A 15,558-nucleotide genomic window follows, 5' to 3' on the forward strand; every position below is an offset into this window, starting at 1 on the left:
AATCTTCTACATAGATCAAACATACACTGTCTTCCCACATGCATCTCGCCCGGCCGCGACGTCCTCGGGCATGTCACGGGTGAGCCCGTCCGCCGCGGCGCCGTGCAGGGCCCGGCGCCAGGCGTCGGCCTCGCCCTCTGGAAGGGCGGCCGTCAAGGCGTCGTTCGGGTCCTCCGCGCCGGTCTCCGGCTCCTCCGGTCCCAGAATCCGGTCGGTGAAGCCGAAGCCGTCCTCCCGCACGCCGGAGACCGGAGCCGGAACTCCAACGGGGTGGAGTCCAGGCCGTGCTGCCCAAGCCCGGAGATGTCTCCCGGATCTGCAAAGGGGCGGGGCAGGTACTCGAACCCCTGCTCACGCATGCAGTCGGCGGTGAGCCGCTCCGCCTTCTGCCATGCCTCCTCCTGCCACTCCACGATGTCGCCCGGCGTGGGCTGTGCGTTCTCCGATCCTGCTTGGTCCGTGCACCCCGTGGTCGCCGCCGCTGCCGTAACGGCGGAGAGCAGTGCCGCGGCATACCGTCTTCTCACCGGTGAACCCCCGTCTCGTCGCATTGCTCACGGTCCGCCGTGGCGAGCACGGCACTTCCTGTACGGCTCCTGATCCGGACCGGGCGCGCCCTGCCGAATACCGCCGGGGGCGTACCCGGCGGCTCCCGCCGCCGGGTACGCCCCCGGGTGTGGGCCGGGCCTGCGGGTCAGGAGACGGTGCAGGCGGTGCCGTTGAGGGAGAAGGAGGACGGCTCGGAGAAGCTGCCCGAGTAGGTGCCCTGGAAGCCGAAGGACTGGCTGCCGCCCGCCGCGATGGTGCTGTTGTAGCTCATCGGGGTGGCGGTCACCGAGCCGCTGGACGGGCTGATGGTGGCGCTCCAGGCGCTGGTGACGGACTGCCCGCTGGGCAGGGTGAAGGCCAGCCGCCAGTCGTTCAGCGGCGAGGAGCCGTTGTTCCGCACGGTCACATTGGCGGTGAAGCCGCCCGGCCACACGTTCTCGGTGTAGGTCACGGCGCAGCTTCCGCCGGTCCCGCCGGTGGTGCCCCCGGTGGTGGTCGTACCTCCGTTGGTGGTCGTACCTCCGTTGGTGGTGGAACCGCCGTTGGTGGTCGAGCCGCCGATGCTGGGGCCGCCGATGGTGGTGCTCCCGCCGGAGCTGCCGCCCTCGTTCACCTGGGCCGAGAAGGAGTTGACGGCCAGGCCCGCGCCGCCCTCCCAGGGTTCGAAGCCGGCCTGGATGCTGGTCAGGTACCAGGAGTTGTCCGCCATGCCCCGGCGCATCGCCTCGTTGATGAAGGGCATGACGTCGAAGTTCCAGCTGTTGATGGTCGAGTCGGCCAGGAAGGAGATGACGTTGTTGCTGCCGTTGCTCCCGGTCCAGATCTGGAAGCTGCGGCCGTTGATCGTGGTGCTGGCCGTGGGCGAGCCGATCGGCTGGACGGGCCCGACCCGGTTGAACCAGATCATGATCTCGGTCTGGTTGACCCCGTCCCGCTTGGGCGTCGGGTCCAGCCAGATGTCATAGGAGGCGTTGTATGTCGCGTTGTTGACGTAGCTGTAGTCGATGCTGCTGGTCACGCTCTGGATGTCGCTGATGCGCATCGGCAGATTGGTGCCCGGCGAGCAGTTGGTGTAGTGGCAGCCCAGGAAGATGGACGGGTAGGACTTGGGCGCGCCGTTGGTGGGCACGCTGCCGTCGGCCTGGGTGACGCGGAAACCGCTGCTGGTCACATCGATGCACTGGGTGGCGCTGGTGCCCCAGCGGTTGTTCTGCACGACATAGCGGCCCTGGACGGTGGTGCTGCCGTACTGCTCGCAGATGACCGGCTCGGCCTGGGCGGCCGGCAGCGGCAGCGCCACGACGGCAGCGATCGACGCCAGCGCGGCCAGAATGGCCAGGGCGGCGCCACGCAGTCGAAATCGCATGGTGCTCCTCGGGTAGGGGGTGGCCTCTGGTGCTGCGGGAGCGCTCCCATGACGCAATCCGCTGCGGACAGTAGGACGCTTCCGCAGCAGGGACAAGAGACGGAACAGAAGTTGCCTGTCCGAATCGAATCCCCTTCGACACGGGGGGCGCCCCGGCCCGCCGGCCGACCCGGGTGACATGGGCGCCCGGTCCCTGGCCCCGGCCGCTGTGAGACACCCCACACCGCTTGATCGGCCGGGAGGATCCCGGTATTTCTGCCGCATGACCGAGGTTTCCCTGGACGAGACCGATCTGCGGCTGCTTGAGGTGCTCCAGCGCGACGGCCGGGCCAGCTTCGCGGAGCTCGCCCGGCAGGTCTCGATGTCCGCCAGCGCCGTGACCGAGCGGGTGCGGAAGCTGGAGGAGAGCGGCGTGATCGGCGGCTACGCCGCGGTGGTGGATCCGGAGAAGCTGGGCCTGACCATCCAGGCACTGGTCCGGCTGCGCTATCCGACCAACAACTACCGGCCGGTCCACGATCTGCTGGCCGTCCTGCCGGAGGCGGTGGAGGCCCACCATGTGACCGGGGAGGACTGCTTCGTCATCAAGGTACTGGCCCGTTCCATGCGCCATCTGGAACAGACCGTGGGCCGGATCGCCGGGCTGGGCGCCGTCACCACCAGCATCGTCTACTCCAGCCCGCTCCCCGGCCGGCCGCTCTCCCCCGGCCTGGCGCGCCCGGGCCCGCCCGGTCCTCCCCGGTGACCGGAACTGCTCAGGGTGCGGGGCGGGACGACGGGGCGTAGCGTCGGGAGAGGCACGAATCCGTGGACGAGGCAACCTCGGTGGAGGAGGCAACTCCCGATGGTGCGCAATGTGCTGGGGGCCGGAATGGCGCTGGCCGCGGCGGCGGCCCTGCTGATCAGTCCCTTCCTGGACTGGTTCGCGGGGCAGCCCGGACGCGACATCCGGCTGCTGGATCTCTTCGAAACGGGCGACCTGGGCGAGCCCACGGCCGGCCTGCTGACCGGGCTGGCGGTGCCCATGGTGGTGATCACGGTGGTGGCCGTGGTCGGTGTGGTGCTGCGCTCCCGGCTGCTGGTGGGGCTGGCCGGGGTACTGGCCCTCGGCCTGACCGTGCTGTGGATGGTGCGCCGCTACCTGGTCACCGACTCGCTGCTGATCGGCGGCGAGGGCGTGAACGCCGGCGCGCTGACCGCGCTGGGCGCCGGGGTCGGGCTGCTGCTGGCCGCAGTGGTGATGGCGGGGCGGCGGCAGCCGGCCGTGGCCGGGCGGCACGCCCGCACCGCCCGGGAGCCGGAACGGACGGCGCCCGAGCCGGAGCCGTATCCGGAGACGTATCCGGAGGATGCGCGGACCGAACGGCAGCACGCGGCGGGGGCCGGGCCGGGCGGGGAACCGCGGCCGACTCAGGAGCATCCGCGGTGGGACGGTGAGCCGGAGCAGCAGCCGGGGCAGCGGGAGCCGCATGCGCACCCGTACTTCTCGCCCCCGCGGCGCGACGGCGGCCCGGAGGGGCAGCGGCCGTACCGCTATCCGCCCGAGCCTCCCCGGGACCACCGCGACGCCGCCTGACGCCGGGCCCGTCCCCGGCGGCACGGCCTCAGCTCCGGTCGGCTCAGTCCCGTTCGGCTCAGTTCCGGTCGGCGGGGCGGGCGGTGCCGAGGGCGGCGTCCAGCGCGTAGACGCAGCGGTCGGCGCTGCAGGCGAAGACCATGCCGTCGGCGGCCACCGGTGAGCCGGTGATGGCCCCGCCGGTCTTGAGTTTCCAGGTCAGCCGGCCGCCGGCCGCGTCCAGGGTGTAGAGGCAGAAGTCCTCGGAGCCGAAGTGCACCCGGCCGTCCACGACGACCGGCGCGCCGACGATGGGCTCGCCCGCAGCGAACCGCCAGCGCGGGGTGCCGCTGACCGCGTCCAGGGTGTACATGGCGCTGCCGCTGCCCAGATGCACCAGCCCGTCGGCCACCACCACCGGCTCCGGGGACTGCCGCGGCTCGGTGGCCAGCCGCCAGCGGTCGTCCCCGGTGGCCGGGTCCAGGGCGTAGACGGTGCCCAGGTAGTCGGTGAAGAAGACGCCGCCCGCGCCGCCGGTCAGCGCCGCCGGCGCGTACACCGGCGGGCAGAGCACCGCGGCCGGGGTGTCGAACCGCCAGCGTTCCCCGCCGCCGGTGGCGTCCAGCGCGAACACCCGGGAGCCGGCGGCCACATAGACCATGCCGTCCCCGCCCGGGTGCACCCGCACCGGGACCGAGCCGGTGACCGAGGAATCGCCCACCCGGTGCCGCCACAGCCGGTCGCCGGTGCGCGCCTGGAAGGCGTAGAGGTGGTCGTCGCCCCAGAGGTAGACGGTGCCGTCGGCGATCACCGGGCCGGTGCCGGCGGACTCGAACTCGGCCTGCATGCCGGAGACGTCCCACAGCGGCTCGCCGTTGGCGGCCTCCCAGGCGGCGACGGTGCCGCCGCGGGCGGCGGTGACGACCGTGCCGCGGTCGGCGCTGAGCGAGTAGATCCGGCCCTCGGTGGGCCGGCGCCAGCGGTCCGCGCCGTCGGTGGAGTCCAGGGCGTAGAGGCTGTCGCCGTCGGTGGCCAGCACCCGGCCGCCGCTGACCGCCATCGTCCAGGCCACCTCGCGGGTCTTGAACTGCCGCCGCCCGCTGGCCACGTCCAGCGCGTGCACCTCGAAGGAGGTGACGTAGAGCAGGCCGTCCCGGACCGTCGGGGAGCCCCACAGGTCGTTGGACATCCGGAACCGCCAGGGGCGCCAGCCGGGCGCGGCCCCGGACACCCGGCCGGGACCGACCGAGGGCGGCGCGGCGACCGAGCGGGAGTGCCCGTCCGAGGACGGCGCCGGGGCGGGTGCGGCATGGGCGGGTGACGGCCGCTCGGCGGGTGCGGCCTCGCCGCCCGCCGGGCGGGCCCAGCCCGGCGTCCGCTCGGGGGCCGCCGGGCCGGCGGACCCGGAAGCTGCGGAAGCCCCGGAAGCTGCGGAAGCCGAGTGGCGGGGCAGCCGCACCGTGCCGGCGTCCTCCTCCGGGCCGGGCGGCGGCCCGGGGGACCGGGCCGGAGCGGCGCCGGGCGCGGAGGGCGGCGGTGCGGCGGGCTGCGGGGGCACCACGGGCCGCCCGGGGGCCGGCGCCGCCACCGCGGCGGCCGGTTCCCGGGACGGATCGGACGGGGCGTGGGCCGGGTGCCGGGCGGGCGGGCGCTCCGGGCCGCGCGGCGGAGCCGGCGGCGGGGGCGGCCCGGGCTCCGCGCCGCCGGACACCGGACCGGGCGTCCCGGGCAGCACGGACGGCGGGGGCGGAGACGGCGGTGCCGAGGGCGGCGGCGGGGAGGACGGCGGGGAGTGCGGGGAGGGCGGCGCCGAGTGCCGGCCGCGCCCGCCGCCGGAGGCCGGCGGCCTGGTCCGGGCCCGGCCGTAGCGGCGGCGCTCGATCAGGGCGACCGCGCCCGGCGGCAGCCAGGCCGAGGCCGTGCCGCTGTCGTCCCCGGAGGCGAACAGGTGCGGGGCCAGCATTTCCTGGAGCCGGCCCGGGGTGGGCCGCTCCTCGGGCCGCGGGCACATGCAGGCCTCGATCAGCGGGCGCAGTTCCTCGGGCAGCCCTTCCAGATCGGGCTGCTCCCGGAGCAGCATGAAGACCGTCTCCACCGGGTTGGCGCCGTGGAACGGCGGATGGCCGGTGGCGGCGAAGACCAGGGTGGAGCCGAGCGAGAACACATCACTCGCACCGGTGACCCCCCGCGAGTCCCGGGCCTGCTCGGGCGACATGTAGGCGGGGGTGCCCACCGCCACATTGGTCATGGTGAGGCGGGTGTTGGAGACACCGGAGGCGATGCCGAAGTCGATCACCCGCGGGCCGTCCTCCATCACCAGGACGTTGGAGGGCTTGAGATCGCGGTGCACCAGCCCGGCGCCGTGGATGGACTGCAGCGCCTCGGCCACGCCGGCCGCCAGCCAGCGCACCGCCTGCGGCGGCACCGGACCGCACTCGTTGACGATCTCCTCCAGGGAGGGCGCCGGCACATAGGCGGTGGCCAGCCAGGGCACGGCGGCACGGGCGTCGGCGTCCACCACGGCGGCGGTGTAGAAACCGCTCACCGCCCGGGCCGCCTCCACCTCCCGGCTGAACCGGATCCGGAAGAGCTGGTCCTCGGCCAGCTCGGTGCGCACCGTCTTGATCGCCACCCGCCGCCCGGACGCCGAACGCGCCAGGTAGACAAGGCCCATTCCCCCGGAGCCCAGCCGCCCGAGGACCTCGAAGGGCCCAATCCGCCGTGGATCGTGCTGCGTCAGCGGCTCCACCATGTCCTGCCACCTCCCCGTAAGGGCGCTGAGAAATGCCGCCCACAGCAGCATCTCATTACGCCGGGGCGATGCGGTCCTCAGGAATGATTGTTGCGCCAGGGACCGACACCGGCGAAGCCGGGGCCGGATCCGGCCGGCGCGCCATCGTGCCGTCGTACCGTCGTGCCGTGCTGCTTCTCTCCGGTCGTCCTGCCCTGTGGTGTCCTTCCGGTCCCCGGCTGGCGGCGGGATACGGCGGGGTACGGCGGGTCACGGCGGGTCACGGCGGGATGGAGCGTACCTTCCCGCCGCCCGGCCCGGATGAGGGCCCCGGCACCGCCCGCCCGGGGCCGCACCCCATTCGGATGCGATCAGATCGCGCCGTGATCATTTGTCGATAAGCTGACGGCATGACAGGACAAGTGACGACCGTAGACGGGCGGGTGGCCGGCCGCCGCGGTCAGGCGACGCGGCAGAAGCTGCTCGACAACCTCGGGAAGATGCTTGGCTCGTCTCCGTACCGCGATGTCAGGGTCATCGACGTGGCCCGCAAGGCGGGCACCTCGCCGGCCACCTTCTACCAGTACTTTCCCGATGTGGAGGCGGCCGTCCTGGAGATCGCCGGCGAGGCGGTGCAGGACAGCGCCGCGCTCTCCGACCTGGTCACCGAGCGGTCCTGGACCGGGCGCGCCGCGGCGGAGTCCGCCGAGGGCCTGGTGGACGGCTTTCTCGCCTTCTGGCGCAAGCACGACGCCATTCTGCGGGTGATCGACCTCGGCGCGGCCGAGGGCGACCGGCGCTTTGTGCGGCTGCGCACCAAGGTCCTGGGCGCGGTGACCAAGCCGCTCACCGGCACCATGGAGGAGATGCAGGCCAAGGGCCGGTTCGACAAGGAACTGACGCCCGCGGCGGTGGCCGGTTCCCTGGTCTCGATGCTCGCCTCGGTCGCCGCCCAGCCCAAGGCACTGCAGACGCTGGGCGCCAAGCAGACCGATCTCAAGCCCGCCCTGGTCCACCTCGTCCACCTGGGCATCACCGGCAAGAAGCCCGCCAGGTAACCTGCCGGGCGGCCCGTGGACGAGCCCGCCGGCCATCCGGGCCGGCCGCGACCGCGCCGGGCGCGGACGTCGCTCGACACGGGCGCATAACGGACGGCTCGCACCTCTGCTGGGGCATTGCGCCCCTGCGTATGCTCGGGACATGCCGATAGCCGACACCCCTTCCCCGGTCTGCGTCATAGGCGCCGGTCCCGGCGGCCTGGCCACCGCCGCCGCGCTCCGGCAGCGCGGCGTCCGCACCGTCGTGGTGGAAAAGGGCAGCGATGTCGGGACGGCGTGGCGAGGCCATTACGACCGGCTGCGGCTGCACACCACCCGCCGCTGGTCCGCACTGCCCGGCCTGTCCATACCGCGGTCGGCCGGCCGCTGGGTGGCCCGCGACGACTTCGTCTCCTATCTGGAGCAATACGCCCGCCACCACCGGCTGGAGCTGGCCACCGGCGTCGAGGTCTCCCGCATCGAGGCGGCCCCCGGACGGCAGGGCTGGCTGCTGAGCGCCAACGGCGGCCGGGAGCTGCGCGCCTCCTCCGTCATCGTCGCCACCGGCTACAACCACACCCCCCGGGTGCCCCGCTGGCCCGGCCGGGACGGCTTCACCGGTGAGCTGCTGCACGCCGCCCGGTATCGCGAGCCCTCCCCCTACCGGGGCAAGGACGTGCTGGTCGTCGGGGTGGGCAACACCGGCGCCGAGATCGCCGCCGATCTGGCGGGGAACGGCGCCGGACGGGTCCGGCTGGCGGTCCGCACGGCGCCGCACATCGTGCGCCGCTCCACCCTCGGCTGGCCCGCCCAGGCGAGCGGGGTGCTGTGCCGGCGGCTGCCGGTGCGCCTGGTGGACCGGCTCGCCCGGCCGCTCGCCAGTACCCTGCCCGATCTTTCGGAGTACGGCCTGCCCCGCCCGGAGACCGGTCTCTACTCACGGGTTCTGGAGGGGGCGATCCCGGTGCAGGACGCCGGCCTGGTGCGGGCCGTGCGGCGGCGGCTGGTGGAACCGGTCGCCGCGGTGCAGGGCTTCGAGGGCGGCAAGGTGCTGCTGGCGGACGGCGAGATGATCGGCCCGGAGGTGGTGATCTGCGCCACCGGGTACCGCCGCGGGCTGGAGACCCTGGTCGGGCATCTCGGCGTGCTGGACGGGGACGGGCTGCCGCTGGTGCACGGCCGGGACACCCATCCGGCCGCGCCCGGGCTGCGGTTCACCGGCTTCACCAACCCGATCAGCGGCATGCTGCGGGAGCTGGCCCGTGAGGCGCCGCGGATCGCCGCCGCGGTGGCCCGCGAGCTGAGCGATCGCGGCTCCGCCCGCCGGGGCCGCGAACGCGCGGCTGCGGACGGCACCGCGGGAACCACAGGAACCACAGGAACCACGGGCACCGCGAACGCGGCGGGCACGCCGGGCGGCCGGGGCGCCTGAGCGGCCGGCCGGGGCGGGCATGTCATCGCGCCGGATCCGGCCGTCGGCACCTGGCTGAAACCTTTCCGTCACCGGCCCGACACGGACTCCCGGGTCTCCGGCCGGATTCCGGCCGCGGCCCGGTCCGCGCAGTCCAGCTCGCACCAGATCCGCTTGCCGTCCCCCTCGTATCCCCAGCCCCAGCGGTCGGCCAGCAGCTCCACCAGCTCCAGGCCCCGCCCCCCGGTGTCCTCACCGCCCGCGCTGCGCCGCACCGGAGCCCGGCTGCTCACATCGGCGACCTCCAGCCGGACCGCGGCGTCCGGCCGGCCGGCCTCCGGCACCGCGAAGGCGAGCCGCAGCACGGCGGGCCGGGCGGTGTGCACCAGCGCGTTGGTGACCAGTTCGGAGACCAGCAGCACCAGGGTGTCGACCTGCTCAGGGTCCGGGCCGCCCGGTCTGGCCTCAAGCTGTGCCCGTACCCAGTGCCGGGCGCGGCGCACCTCCTCCGGGTCGCGGCCGACGTCCAACTGTCTCAGGAGCCACTGCACTGTCGCTCTCACCGTTTTCGTTCCGGAATTCTTCCCGGATAGCCAGGGGCCGGGCGTCTGGGCAGTCCCGGCCGCGGCGCGGCCGCTTCCGGCCGCCGCACCGTGTTCGTGGAAAACCGCGAACCGGGGGAGCCTCAGCATGGGTGACACACGACGGGGGCAACAAGCGCTTCGGGCATATTCCGGCGCAAAGGAGTACGTCTGCCGCAAAGTGTGCGAGTGTTGGCCGCACCTCTCGAACACCGCGCGTTCGACTCTCCACGGTGCGGGCGAAAACACCCGCGGAGGAACGTTCAGGCGGACAGCGGCTCGGCGGCGTCGTCGGCCGCCGATTCCAGGTCCGGATAGCAGTCGAAGAGCCGGCGCACCCCGAGCGCGGCCAGCACCCGGTTGACATGGGAGCCGTCTTCCGCACCCTGGGCGGGCAGGATCAGCCGCAGGCGCCCGGCGCAGGACCGCATCAGGCGGCGCGCCGCGATCAGCACCCCCACCCCGCTGGAGTCGCAGAACTGCACCCCGGCGAGATCGAGCACCAGATTCCGGCGCCCGTCCGCCACCGCGTCGTGCACCTGCTGGCGCACCGACGGCGCGGTGACCAGGTCGAGCTCACCCTCGACCCGGAGCACCGCCCACTCCCCCCGCTTCTCTCGCAGCACTCTCAAAGACACGTGCCGCAGCCCCTTTGCATCTCGTCTTCCGCAACACTCTTCCGCAACACTGACGCCCGCGGAATCGCGCAGCGCGCCCTCCGCGGCCTGTCCCGTCGGCTGGTACGGGACACCCCTCCCGGGATGAGGAACCACTCTAAGCCCGGCCCGGCTTGCCGGGAGGATCACCGGACGGACGGAAAACGGCTCGTGAAGCGCTCTGCCCACTTTCCGCCGGACCACTCATGACACCGGGTCGCCGGCCGGCTCATCCTGTCCGGCCGGTGCTGCGTCTTCCGGGCCGGGAGCCCCCGTCCTCCGGGCCCGTCACGGGGGCCGGCCGGCCCCGGCGACTAGAGTTGACGGACCACGACGACGGTGGGGAGGGGTGGGGTCGCCATGGCGCACGAGACGCCCCCGCGCTGGGACCGGGCCATGCGCGAGCGCCTGCGCGAGGGGGAGGCCGCCGCCCTGGCGGAGCTGTACGACCGCTTCGCCTCCCTGTCGTACAGCATCGCGGCCCGGCTGGTCGGGGACGGCGAGGCCGCCGCCGAGGTGACCCGGGAGGTCTTCGCCGGGCTGTGGGAGTCGCCGGACCGTTTCGACCCGGCGCGCGGCCCGATGCGGTCCTGGGTCGCCGCCGAGGCGCACCGGCTGGGGGTGGCGCGCCTCCGGGAGCGGGCCGCCGGGGAGCCCGAGCAGCTCGCCGCACAGGTACGGGCGGCGTCCACCGCCGCCCGCGCGGACTACATCGCGACCTCGATGCCGGCGCCGCTGCGGGACGCCCTGGCATTGACGCGATTCCAGCGGCTGTCGTACGGAGAGGTGGCCGAGCGGCTCGGGATAGCCGAGGATGAGGCCCGCCGGAGACTGCGGCTGGGGCTGCAACTGCTCGCCACCGCCGCCGGCTACGGCGGCACCGGGGAGAGCCGCGGCAGCGGCCGGGCGGAGGAGGCACCCACCATGACCCCACCCAGCGCCGTGGCCGCCCCGCCGCCGGCGGCGTTCACCGGTCCCCCGGTGGTCACCTGCGGCCCGGAGCCGGGCGCCCCGGGAGCCCCGGGAGCCCCGGGAACCCTCCGGCGGGACGGCGGAGAGGGGGAGTGATGGCCGAACGGGAGCCGGGAAACCGGGCGCACCCGGGGGAGGCGGCACCGGCCCGGATGCCGCAGCCGCGCCGCCGTACCGCCGCACCGGGTGCTCCGGCCGCCCGGCGGACCCCGTCCGGCGGCGGCGCCGCGACCCGCGGAGCCGGCGAGGGCGCCGCAGGGGGCGGAGCCGACGGCACCGGGGAGGGCACCGGAGCCGACGGGAGCACCGGCTCCGGCGGGCTGCCCGCGCCGTCGGCCGCCGCCCACCATGCCCTGACCTCACTGCTCGGCGCCTGGGCGCTGGGCGCGTGCAGCGCCGCCGAGAACGCCGCCGTCGAGGACCACCTCAACGACTGCGCCGCCTGCGCCGAGGAGGCCCTGCGGCTGCGCGACGCCGTGCCGCTGCTGGAGCCCCGGCGCAGCCTGGACCTGGACCCGGGGCTGCGCGACCAGGTCCTGGAGGCATGCCTGGCCCGTCGCCCGGCCCGGCTTCCGCTGCCGTCCTGGGCCGGTCCCTACGACGCCGAGGCGGCCCGGCTGGACGCCCTGCTGCACGACATGGCCGCCGACGAATGGCGCACCGCGGTCCCGCTGCGCTGGTTCACCGAGGGCGCCATGGCCGAGCACGCCACCACCGTGGCCGGGGTGATGGACCACCTGCTGGCCGTGGACGGGCTGCTGGCCCGGGCCCTGTCGCTGCCCGATCCGCTGGGCGAGTCCGCTCCCGTCGATCCCACCCTGCGCACCCACGCGCAGTGGCACAGCGCGGCCCCGGCCCGCGCCCTCGCCCCGCAGCGGGCCCACACCGAATGGCGGGAACAGACCAGGGCGCTGCTGAGCGCGGCCGGCCGGACCGGCGGCGGACCGGGCCTGACCTCGGTCGAGGTGCCGTACCGGATTCCCGAGCTGCTGGACGGCGGCACGCTGTCGCTGCCGGACGCGTTCCTGGACCGCGCCTTCGCCTGCTGGGTGCACGGCGACGACATCGCCCGGGCCATCGACTACCCCTACGGCCCGCCCCAGGGCGCCCATCTGCGGATGGTGGTGGATCTGGTGGCGCGGCGGCTGGCGGGCAGCCTGGCCCAGCGCCGCCGTGCCGGGCTGGCGCTCTCGCCGCCCCGGCTGACCCCGGTCGGCCAGCCGGGCCGCACCGTCCATCTGGAGGTGGAGGGCAGCGGCGGCGGCGACTGGTACATCCCGCTGGACTCGCCCACCGCACCGGTGTCCGCGGCCGACCCGGTGGCCCGGGTGGCGCTGGAGGACGTGGCCTTCTGTCAGCTGGCCTCCGGCCGGATCTCCCCGGACGAGGCCGCGGCCGGCACCGAGGGCGACGAGCGCATCGTCCACGACCTGCTGTTCGCCGCCGCCGCCCTCTCCCGCCTCTGAAACCGGCGGGCTCAGGAGAAGACGACGGTGCGGCGGCCGTTGATCAGCACGCGGCGCTCGCTGTGCCACTTCACCGCGCGGGCCAGCGCCTGGCACTCCACATCCCGCCCGACCGCCACCAGCTGCTCCGGGGACAGCTCGTGCCCGACCCGCTCGACCTCCTGCTCGATGATCGGGCCCTCGTCCAGCTCCGCGGTCACATAGTGCGCGGTGGCGCCGATCAGCTTCACCCCGCGGGTGTGTGCCTGGTGGTACGGCTTGGCGCCCTTGAAGCTCGGCAGGAAGGAGTGGTGGATGTTGATGATCCGGCCGGGCAACTGCTTGCACAGATCGTCCGAGAGCACCTGCATGTAGCGGGCCAGCACGACCAGCTCGACGCCCTCGTCCTCGATGATCCTCAGCAGCCGCGCCTCGGCCTCCGGCTTGGTGTCCCGGGTCACCGGGATGTGATGGAAGGGAATGCCGTAGGACCCGGCCAGCTCGGAGAAGTCGGTGTGATTGGAGACCACGGCCGCGATCTCCACCGGCAGCGCGCCGATCCGGGTGCGGAACAGCAGGTCGTTCAGGCAGTGCCCGAACTTGCTCACCATCAGCAGCACCCGCATCTTGTCGTCGGCCCGGTGGAGCTGCCAGTCCATCCGGAAGGAGTCCCCGACCGCGGTGAAGCTGGCCCGCAGCTTCTCCAGGGTCACCGCCGGCTCGTCCGCGCTGAAGTGCACGCGCATGAAGAACAGGTTGGTGTCGTGGTCCTTGAACTGCTGGCTGTCCTCGATATTGCAGCCGGTCATGAAGAGATAGCTGGACACGGCGTGCACAATGCCCGGCTTGTCCGGGCAGGAGAGCGTCAGCAGATACTGCGCGGGGCGCGGCGGCCGGGCCGCGGCGGCGGCGGCGGCGCGGGAGGGACTCGACGACGAGGAGGTCATAGCCTCCTAGCCTGGCACACCCCAGGGGCCGCCCGGTCCCCCGCCTGCCATGCGGACAGCGCGACGGCGCCGGGACACCCGCAACACCGGGACGCCCGGGACGCGCGGAGCTCAGAAGGTGTGCAGGGCGGCGCTGAGCTGCTCCAGGCTGGGCGGCGGCGCCTCGGGGTCGTCCCCGTCCGCGGTGGCCAGCCTCAGATGCGCGGCGCGGGCCGCCTGCACCGCCTCCGGCCAGCCGGGGTGCTGGAAGTATGCCTGGGCCGGGGCGTCCGCGCCGACCTGGTGCAGGATGCGCAGCACCCGCAGCACCGCGGCGTCCACCAGCGCGACCTCCTCGGCATCACGGAAGACCGTGCCGAGGTACTTCTCGGCCGACCAGTTGTCCAGCCAGGTGTCCTCCACCAGGCGGTAGACGGCGTCCGTCACGTCGCCGTAGCCCGGAACGCCCGCCGCCCAGCGCTCCTGCTGGAAGACGGGATCGGAGAGCATATGGAGCGCCGAGCGCACATTGGTGCGCCAGCGCCACCAGGGCATGTCGTTGTGCGCCATGCGGTTCATGGTGGGGGACCGACGGCCGTGACGGGAAGAGCTGTCCGAGGCTTGCACGGAATCGATCGTACGTTCCCTGCGGTGGGTGAGCGGCCGGTCACAGGTCGGTGGCCTGGCGCTCCGGCAGACCGTGCTCGGCGGCGATCGGGTTCCACAGGCCTGCCGCCCGCTCCTTGGCGGTAGTGGCCTCGCCGCTGGCCCGGACGGCCTCCGCCGCGTTCCCGGTGCTCTGCGGGCTGCCCTCCTTGCACATCCGCTTCTTGCGGTCACGCACCTCGTCGGCCCAGGCGGCGAAGTAGGCGTCGGCCTCGGCGGAGGCGGTCCAGGCCTCGTGCAGGGCGTTGTACAGCTCCTGGTGCTGCGGCAGGGCGTCCAGCGCGAGCTCTTCCAGGCGGGTGACCAGGGCGTCGCGCTGTCCGGCGGCGGTGCGCAGGGTCTCGGCGGCGGCCTTCAGCCGGGTGCAGGACTGGATGTCGGCGACGGCGTTGATCACGGCCTCGCGGCTGCTGCTGCTCTCGCCGAGCAGCGCGGAGAGCGCCTCGGCCTGCGGACGGGCCGCCCCGGCGGTCTGCTCCTCGCCCTCGCCGGTGCCGTCGGTGCCGTCGGTGCCATCGATGCCGTCGGTGCCGTCGCCGGGCTGCTCGGAGCCGGCCGAGGAGGACCGGTCGTCGTCACCGGCGCCGGAGCGGGCGGGATCGCCGTCGCTCTCGCCGGCCCCGGCCGCCTCGGTGGCGCCGCCGCCGGTGCCGGGGGCGTCGTCGCCGCCGCCGAGCAGGGCGCCGACGCCCAGGCCGACCACGGCGCAGACGGCGACCACGACGGCGCCGAGGGCGAACGGGGAGGGGGCGCTGCGGACCCGCCGGCGTTCCCGCGCCCGGCGGGCGGCGGCCCGGCCGCCGGGACCGGGCGGCGGCGTACGGTGCGGCTGCTGTTCGTACGTCTCCCGCGGCTCATACGGCTCCCGCGGCTCATACGGCTCATACGGCTGATGGTGGGTCTCGCCGGGGACCGGCGGCATGGCGCGGGTCTCGGTGGTGTCCGGTGTGCCGGACACCGGCGGGATGAGCCGGGTCACCGCCTCCTCCGGGGGCTGCGGGGCTCCGGTGACCGGCGGGATGAGCCGGGTCGCCGCCTCGTCGGCTTCCGGCCCGGCCGTGACCGGCGGGATGAGTTCGGTGGCGGCCTCGTCCGGGCCCGGGGCCCCGGGCACCGGCGCGAGGAGCCGGGTGGCGCCGTCGTCGCCGGGGCCGGCGGCGGGCACCGGACGGATCAGCGCGGTCGCCCCGTCCGGCGGCGGGTCCGGCACCACGCCCAGTATCCGGGTCTCCGCATCCTGCGGCGGAGGGGGCGGAGACGCGGGCATCGGCGGCACCGCCGGACCGGCCGCCGCCGGGCGCGGCGCCTGCGGCGACGACTGCGGCAGCGGCTCGGGCAGTGACGGCGGCGGTGGCGGCGGAGGTGTCCGGGGCGGCGGCGGAGCCGCGGGCGCCGCGGGCGGCGGCGCCGCGGGCGAGGAGTCCGCGCCCGGCCCCCAGGGCGTGCCCCACGGCAGCCCCTCGGCGGGCGCGGCGCCGGGCTGCTCCGGGCCATCGGCCGGCCGCTCCCACGGCCGGCCGTTCGACGGCAGCACCACGCCCTCGCGCGGCTCCTCGTCGTGCCCGAAGTGGCTCGTCACCTGGTGACTCCTCAAGTCCTCACGGCGGCCCGGTCCCGGGCGGGCGGGCACCCTGCCCGCGGCAACCGCCGAGCAACGGTACCG

The 15,558-nt window shown here is 74.5% G+C and carries 14 protein-coding genes; 6 read left to right on the forward strand and 8 right to left on the reverse strand.

Annotation, left to right across the window (positions count from 1 at the left end; genetic code table 11):
* Nucleotides 1-15: 15 nt before the first annotated feature.
* Together BM242_RS06000 and BM242_RS06005 are read right to left on the reverse strand one after the other, a co-directional pair.
* Nucleotides 16-240, reverse strand: a complete 225-nt coding sequence (locus BM242_RS06000) for a hypothetical protein (RefSeq protein ID WP_093837601.1) — start codon at nt 238-240, stop codon at nt 16-18.
* Nucleotides 241-694: 454 nt separating this feature from the next.
* On the reverse strand, nt 695-1,915 hold the full coding sequence (locus BM242_RS06005; protein WP_093837602.1) for a glycoside hydrolase family 12 protein: 1,221 nt from the start codon (nt 1,913-1,915) through the stop codon (nt 695-697).
* 262 nt (nt 1,916-2,177) lie between these two features.
* Between BM242_RS06005 and BM242_RS06010 the strand changes: the two genes are divergently transcribed.
* Nucleotides 2,178-2,660 carry an Lrp/AsnC family transcriptional regulator gene (locus BM242_RS06010; protein ID WP_093837603.1) on the forward strand — a complete coding sequence of 161 codons (483 nt, stop codon included), beginning with the start codon at nt 2,178-2,180 and terminating at the stop codon, nt 2,658-2,660.
* Between the two features lie 99 nt (nt 2,661-2,759).
* The gene (locus BM242_RS06015) at nt 2,760-3,491 is read left to right on the forward strand and encodes a hypothetical protein (RefSeq protein ID WP_093837604.1); all 732 of its coding nucleotides are present in this window, start codon (nt 2,760-2,762) and stop codon (nt 3,489-3,491) included.
* Nucleotides 3,492-3,549: 58 nt separating this feature from the next.
* Here BM242_RS06015 and afsK read toward each other — a convergent pair whose 3' ends face one another.
* On the reverse strand, nt 3,550-6,222 hold the full coding sequence (afsK, locus tag BM242_RS06020) for an outer membrane protein assembly factor BamB family protein (RefSeq protein WP_093837605.1): 2,673 nt from the start codon (nt 6,220-6,222) through the stop codon (nt 3,550-3,552).
* A 389-nt stretch (nt 6,223-6,611) separates the two neighbouring features.
* Between afsK and BM242_RS06025 the strand changes: the two genes are divergently transcribed.
* A complete protein-coding gene (locus BM242_RS06025; RefSeq protein ID WP_093837606.1) occupies nt 6,612-7,259 on the forward strand; it encodes a TetR family transcriptional regulator in 648 nt (215 codons plus the stop codon).
* 142 nt (nt 7,260-7,401) lie between these two features.
* Nucleotides 7,402-8,670 carry a flavin-containing monooxygenase gene (locus BM242_RS06030; RefSeq protein ID WP_093837607.1) on the forward strand — a complete coding sequence of 423 codons (1,269 nt, stop codon included), beginning with the start codon at nt 7,402-7,404 and terminating at the stop codon, nt 8,668-8,670.
* A gap of 68 nt (nt 8,671-8,738) precedes the next feature.
* Here BM242_RS06030 and BM242_RS06035 read toward each other — a convergent pair whose 3' ends face one another.
* Together BM242_RS06035 and BM242_RS06040 are read right to left on the reverse strand one after the other, a co-directional pair.
* Nucleotides 8,739-9,200, reverse strand: a complete 462-nt coding sequence (locus tag BM242_RS06035) for an ATP-binding protein (RefSeq protein ID WP_245833857.1) — start codon at nt 9,198-9,200, stop codon at nt 8,739-8,741.
* 293 nt (nt 9,201-9,493) lie between these two features.
* Nucleotides 9,494-9,868 carry an STAS domain-containing protein gene (locus BM242_RS06040; RefSeq protein WP_175541290.1) on the reverse strand — a complete coding sequence of 125 codons (375 nt, stop codon included), beginning with the start codon at nt 9,866-9,868 and terminating at the stop codon, nt 9,494-9,496.
* Nucleotides 9,869-10,246: 378 nt separating this feature from the next.
* Here BM242_RS06040 and BM242_RS06045 point away from each other — a divergent pair, with 378 nt between their 5' ends.
* Nucleotides 10,247-10,954 carry an RNA polymerase sigma factor gene (locus tag BM242_RS06045; protein WP_093837609.1) on the forward strand — a complete coding sequence of 236 codons (708 nt, stop codon included), beginning with the start codon at nt 10,247-10,249 and terminating at the stop codon, nt 10,952-10,954.
* Nucleotides 10,954-12,324: a zf-HC2 domain-containing protein gene (locus tag BM242_RS06050; RefSeq protein ID WP_093837610.1), complete on the forward strand. Its 1,371-nt coding sequence runs from the start codon at nt 10,954-10,956 to the stop codon at nt 12,322-12,324. Before BM242_RS06045 ends, BM242_RS06050 begins: the two co-directional genes overlap by 1 nt.
* Nucleotides 12,325-12,335: 11 nt before the next feature.
* Here BM242_RS06050 and purU read toward each other — a convergent pair whose 3' ends face one another.
* The 3 genes from purU to BM242_RS06065 form a co-directional block, all read right to left on the reverse strand.
* Nucleotides 12,336-13,250 carry a formyltetrahydrofolate deformylase gene (purU, locus tag BM242_RS06055; RefSeq protein ID WP_093837611.1) on the reverse strand — a complete coding sequence of 305 codons (915 nt, stop codon included), beginning with the start codon at nt 13,248-13,250 and terminating at the stop codon, nt 12,336-12,338.
* Between the two features lie 111 nt (nt 13,251-13,361).
* Entirely contained in the window at nt 13,362-13,808 is a 447-nt protein-coding gene (locus BM242_RS06060; protein ID WP_425443813.1) for an SCO4402 family protein, read from the reverse strand.
* Between the two features lie 88 nt (nt 13,809-13,896).
* Nucleotides 13,897-15,474, reverse strand: coding sequence for a hypothetical protein (locus tag BM242_RS06065; RefSeq protein WP_093837613.1), 1,578 nt, complete (start codon nt 15,472-15,474; stop codon nt 13,897-13,899).
* Between the last annotated feature and the right edge of the window lie 84 nt (nt 15,475-15,558).

The organism is Streptomyces aidingensis (genome assembly GCF_900112355.1).
GTDB lineage: Bacteria > Actinomycetota > Actinomycetes > Streptomycetales > Streptomycetaceae > Streptomyces > Streptomyces aidingensis.

What these genes read in the sequence shown, in the direction of transcription:
- BM242_RS06060 (WP_425443813.1), bottom strand. Translation starts at nt 13,808, where the DNA reads ATGAACCGCATGGCGCACAACGACATGCCCTGGTGGCGCTGGCGCACC.
- purU (WP_093837611.1), bottom strand. Translation starts at nt 13,250, where the DNA reads ATGACCTCCTCGTCGTCGAGTCCCTCCCGCGCCGCCGCCGCCGCCGCG.
- BM242_RS06030 (WP_093837607.1), top strand. Translation starts at nt 7,402, where the DNA reads ATGCCGATAGCCGACACCCCTTCCCCGGTCTGCGTCATAGGCGCCGGT.
- BM242_RS06015 (WP_093837604.1), top strand. Translation starts at nt 2,760, where the DNA reads ATGGTGCGCAATGTGCTGGGGGCCGGAATGGCGCTGGCCGCGGCGGCG.
- BM242_RS06050 (WP_093837610.1), top strand. Translation starts at nt 10,954, where the DNA reads ATGGCCGAACGGGAGCCGGGAAACCGGGCGCACCCGGGGGAGGCGGCA.
- afsK (WP_093837605.1), bottom strand. Translation starts at nt 6,222, where the DNA reads ATGGTGGAGCCGCTGACGCAGCACGATCCACGGCGGATTGGGCCCTTC.
- BM242_RS06025 (WP_093837606.1), top strand. Translation starts at nt 6,612, where the DNA reads ATGACAGGACAAGTGACGACCGTAGACGGGCGGGTGGCCGGCCGCCGC.
- BM242_RS06010 (WP_093837603.1), top strand. Translation starts at nt 2,178, where the DNA reads ATGACCGAGGTTTCCCTGGACGAGACCGATCTGCGGCTGCTTGAGGTG.
- BM242_RS06045 (WP_093837609.1), top strand. Translation starts at nt 10,247, where the DNA reads ATGGCGCACGAGACGCCCCCGCGCTGGGACCGGGCCATGCGCGAGCGC.
- BM242_RS06005 (WP_093837602.1), bottom strand. Translation starts at nt 1,915, where the DNA reads ATGCGATTTCGACTGCGTGGCGCCGCCCTGGCCATTCTGGCCGCGCTG.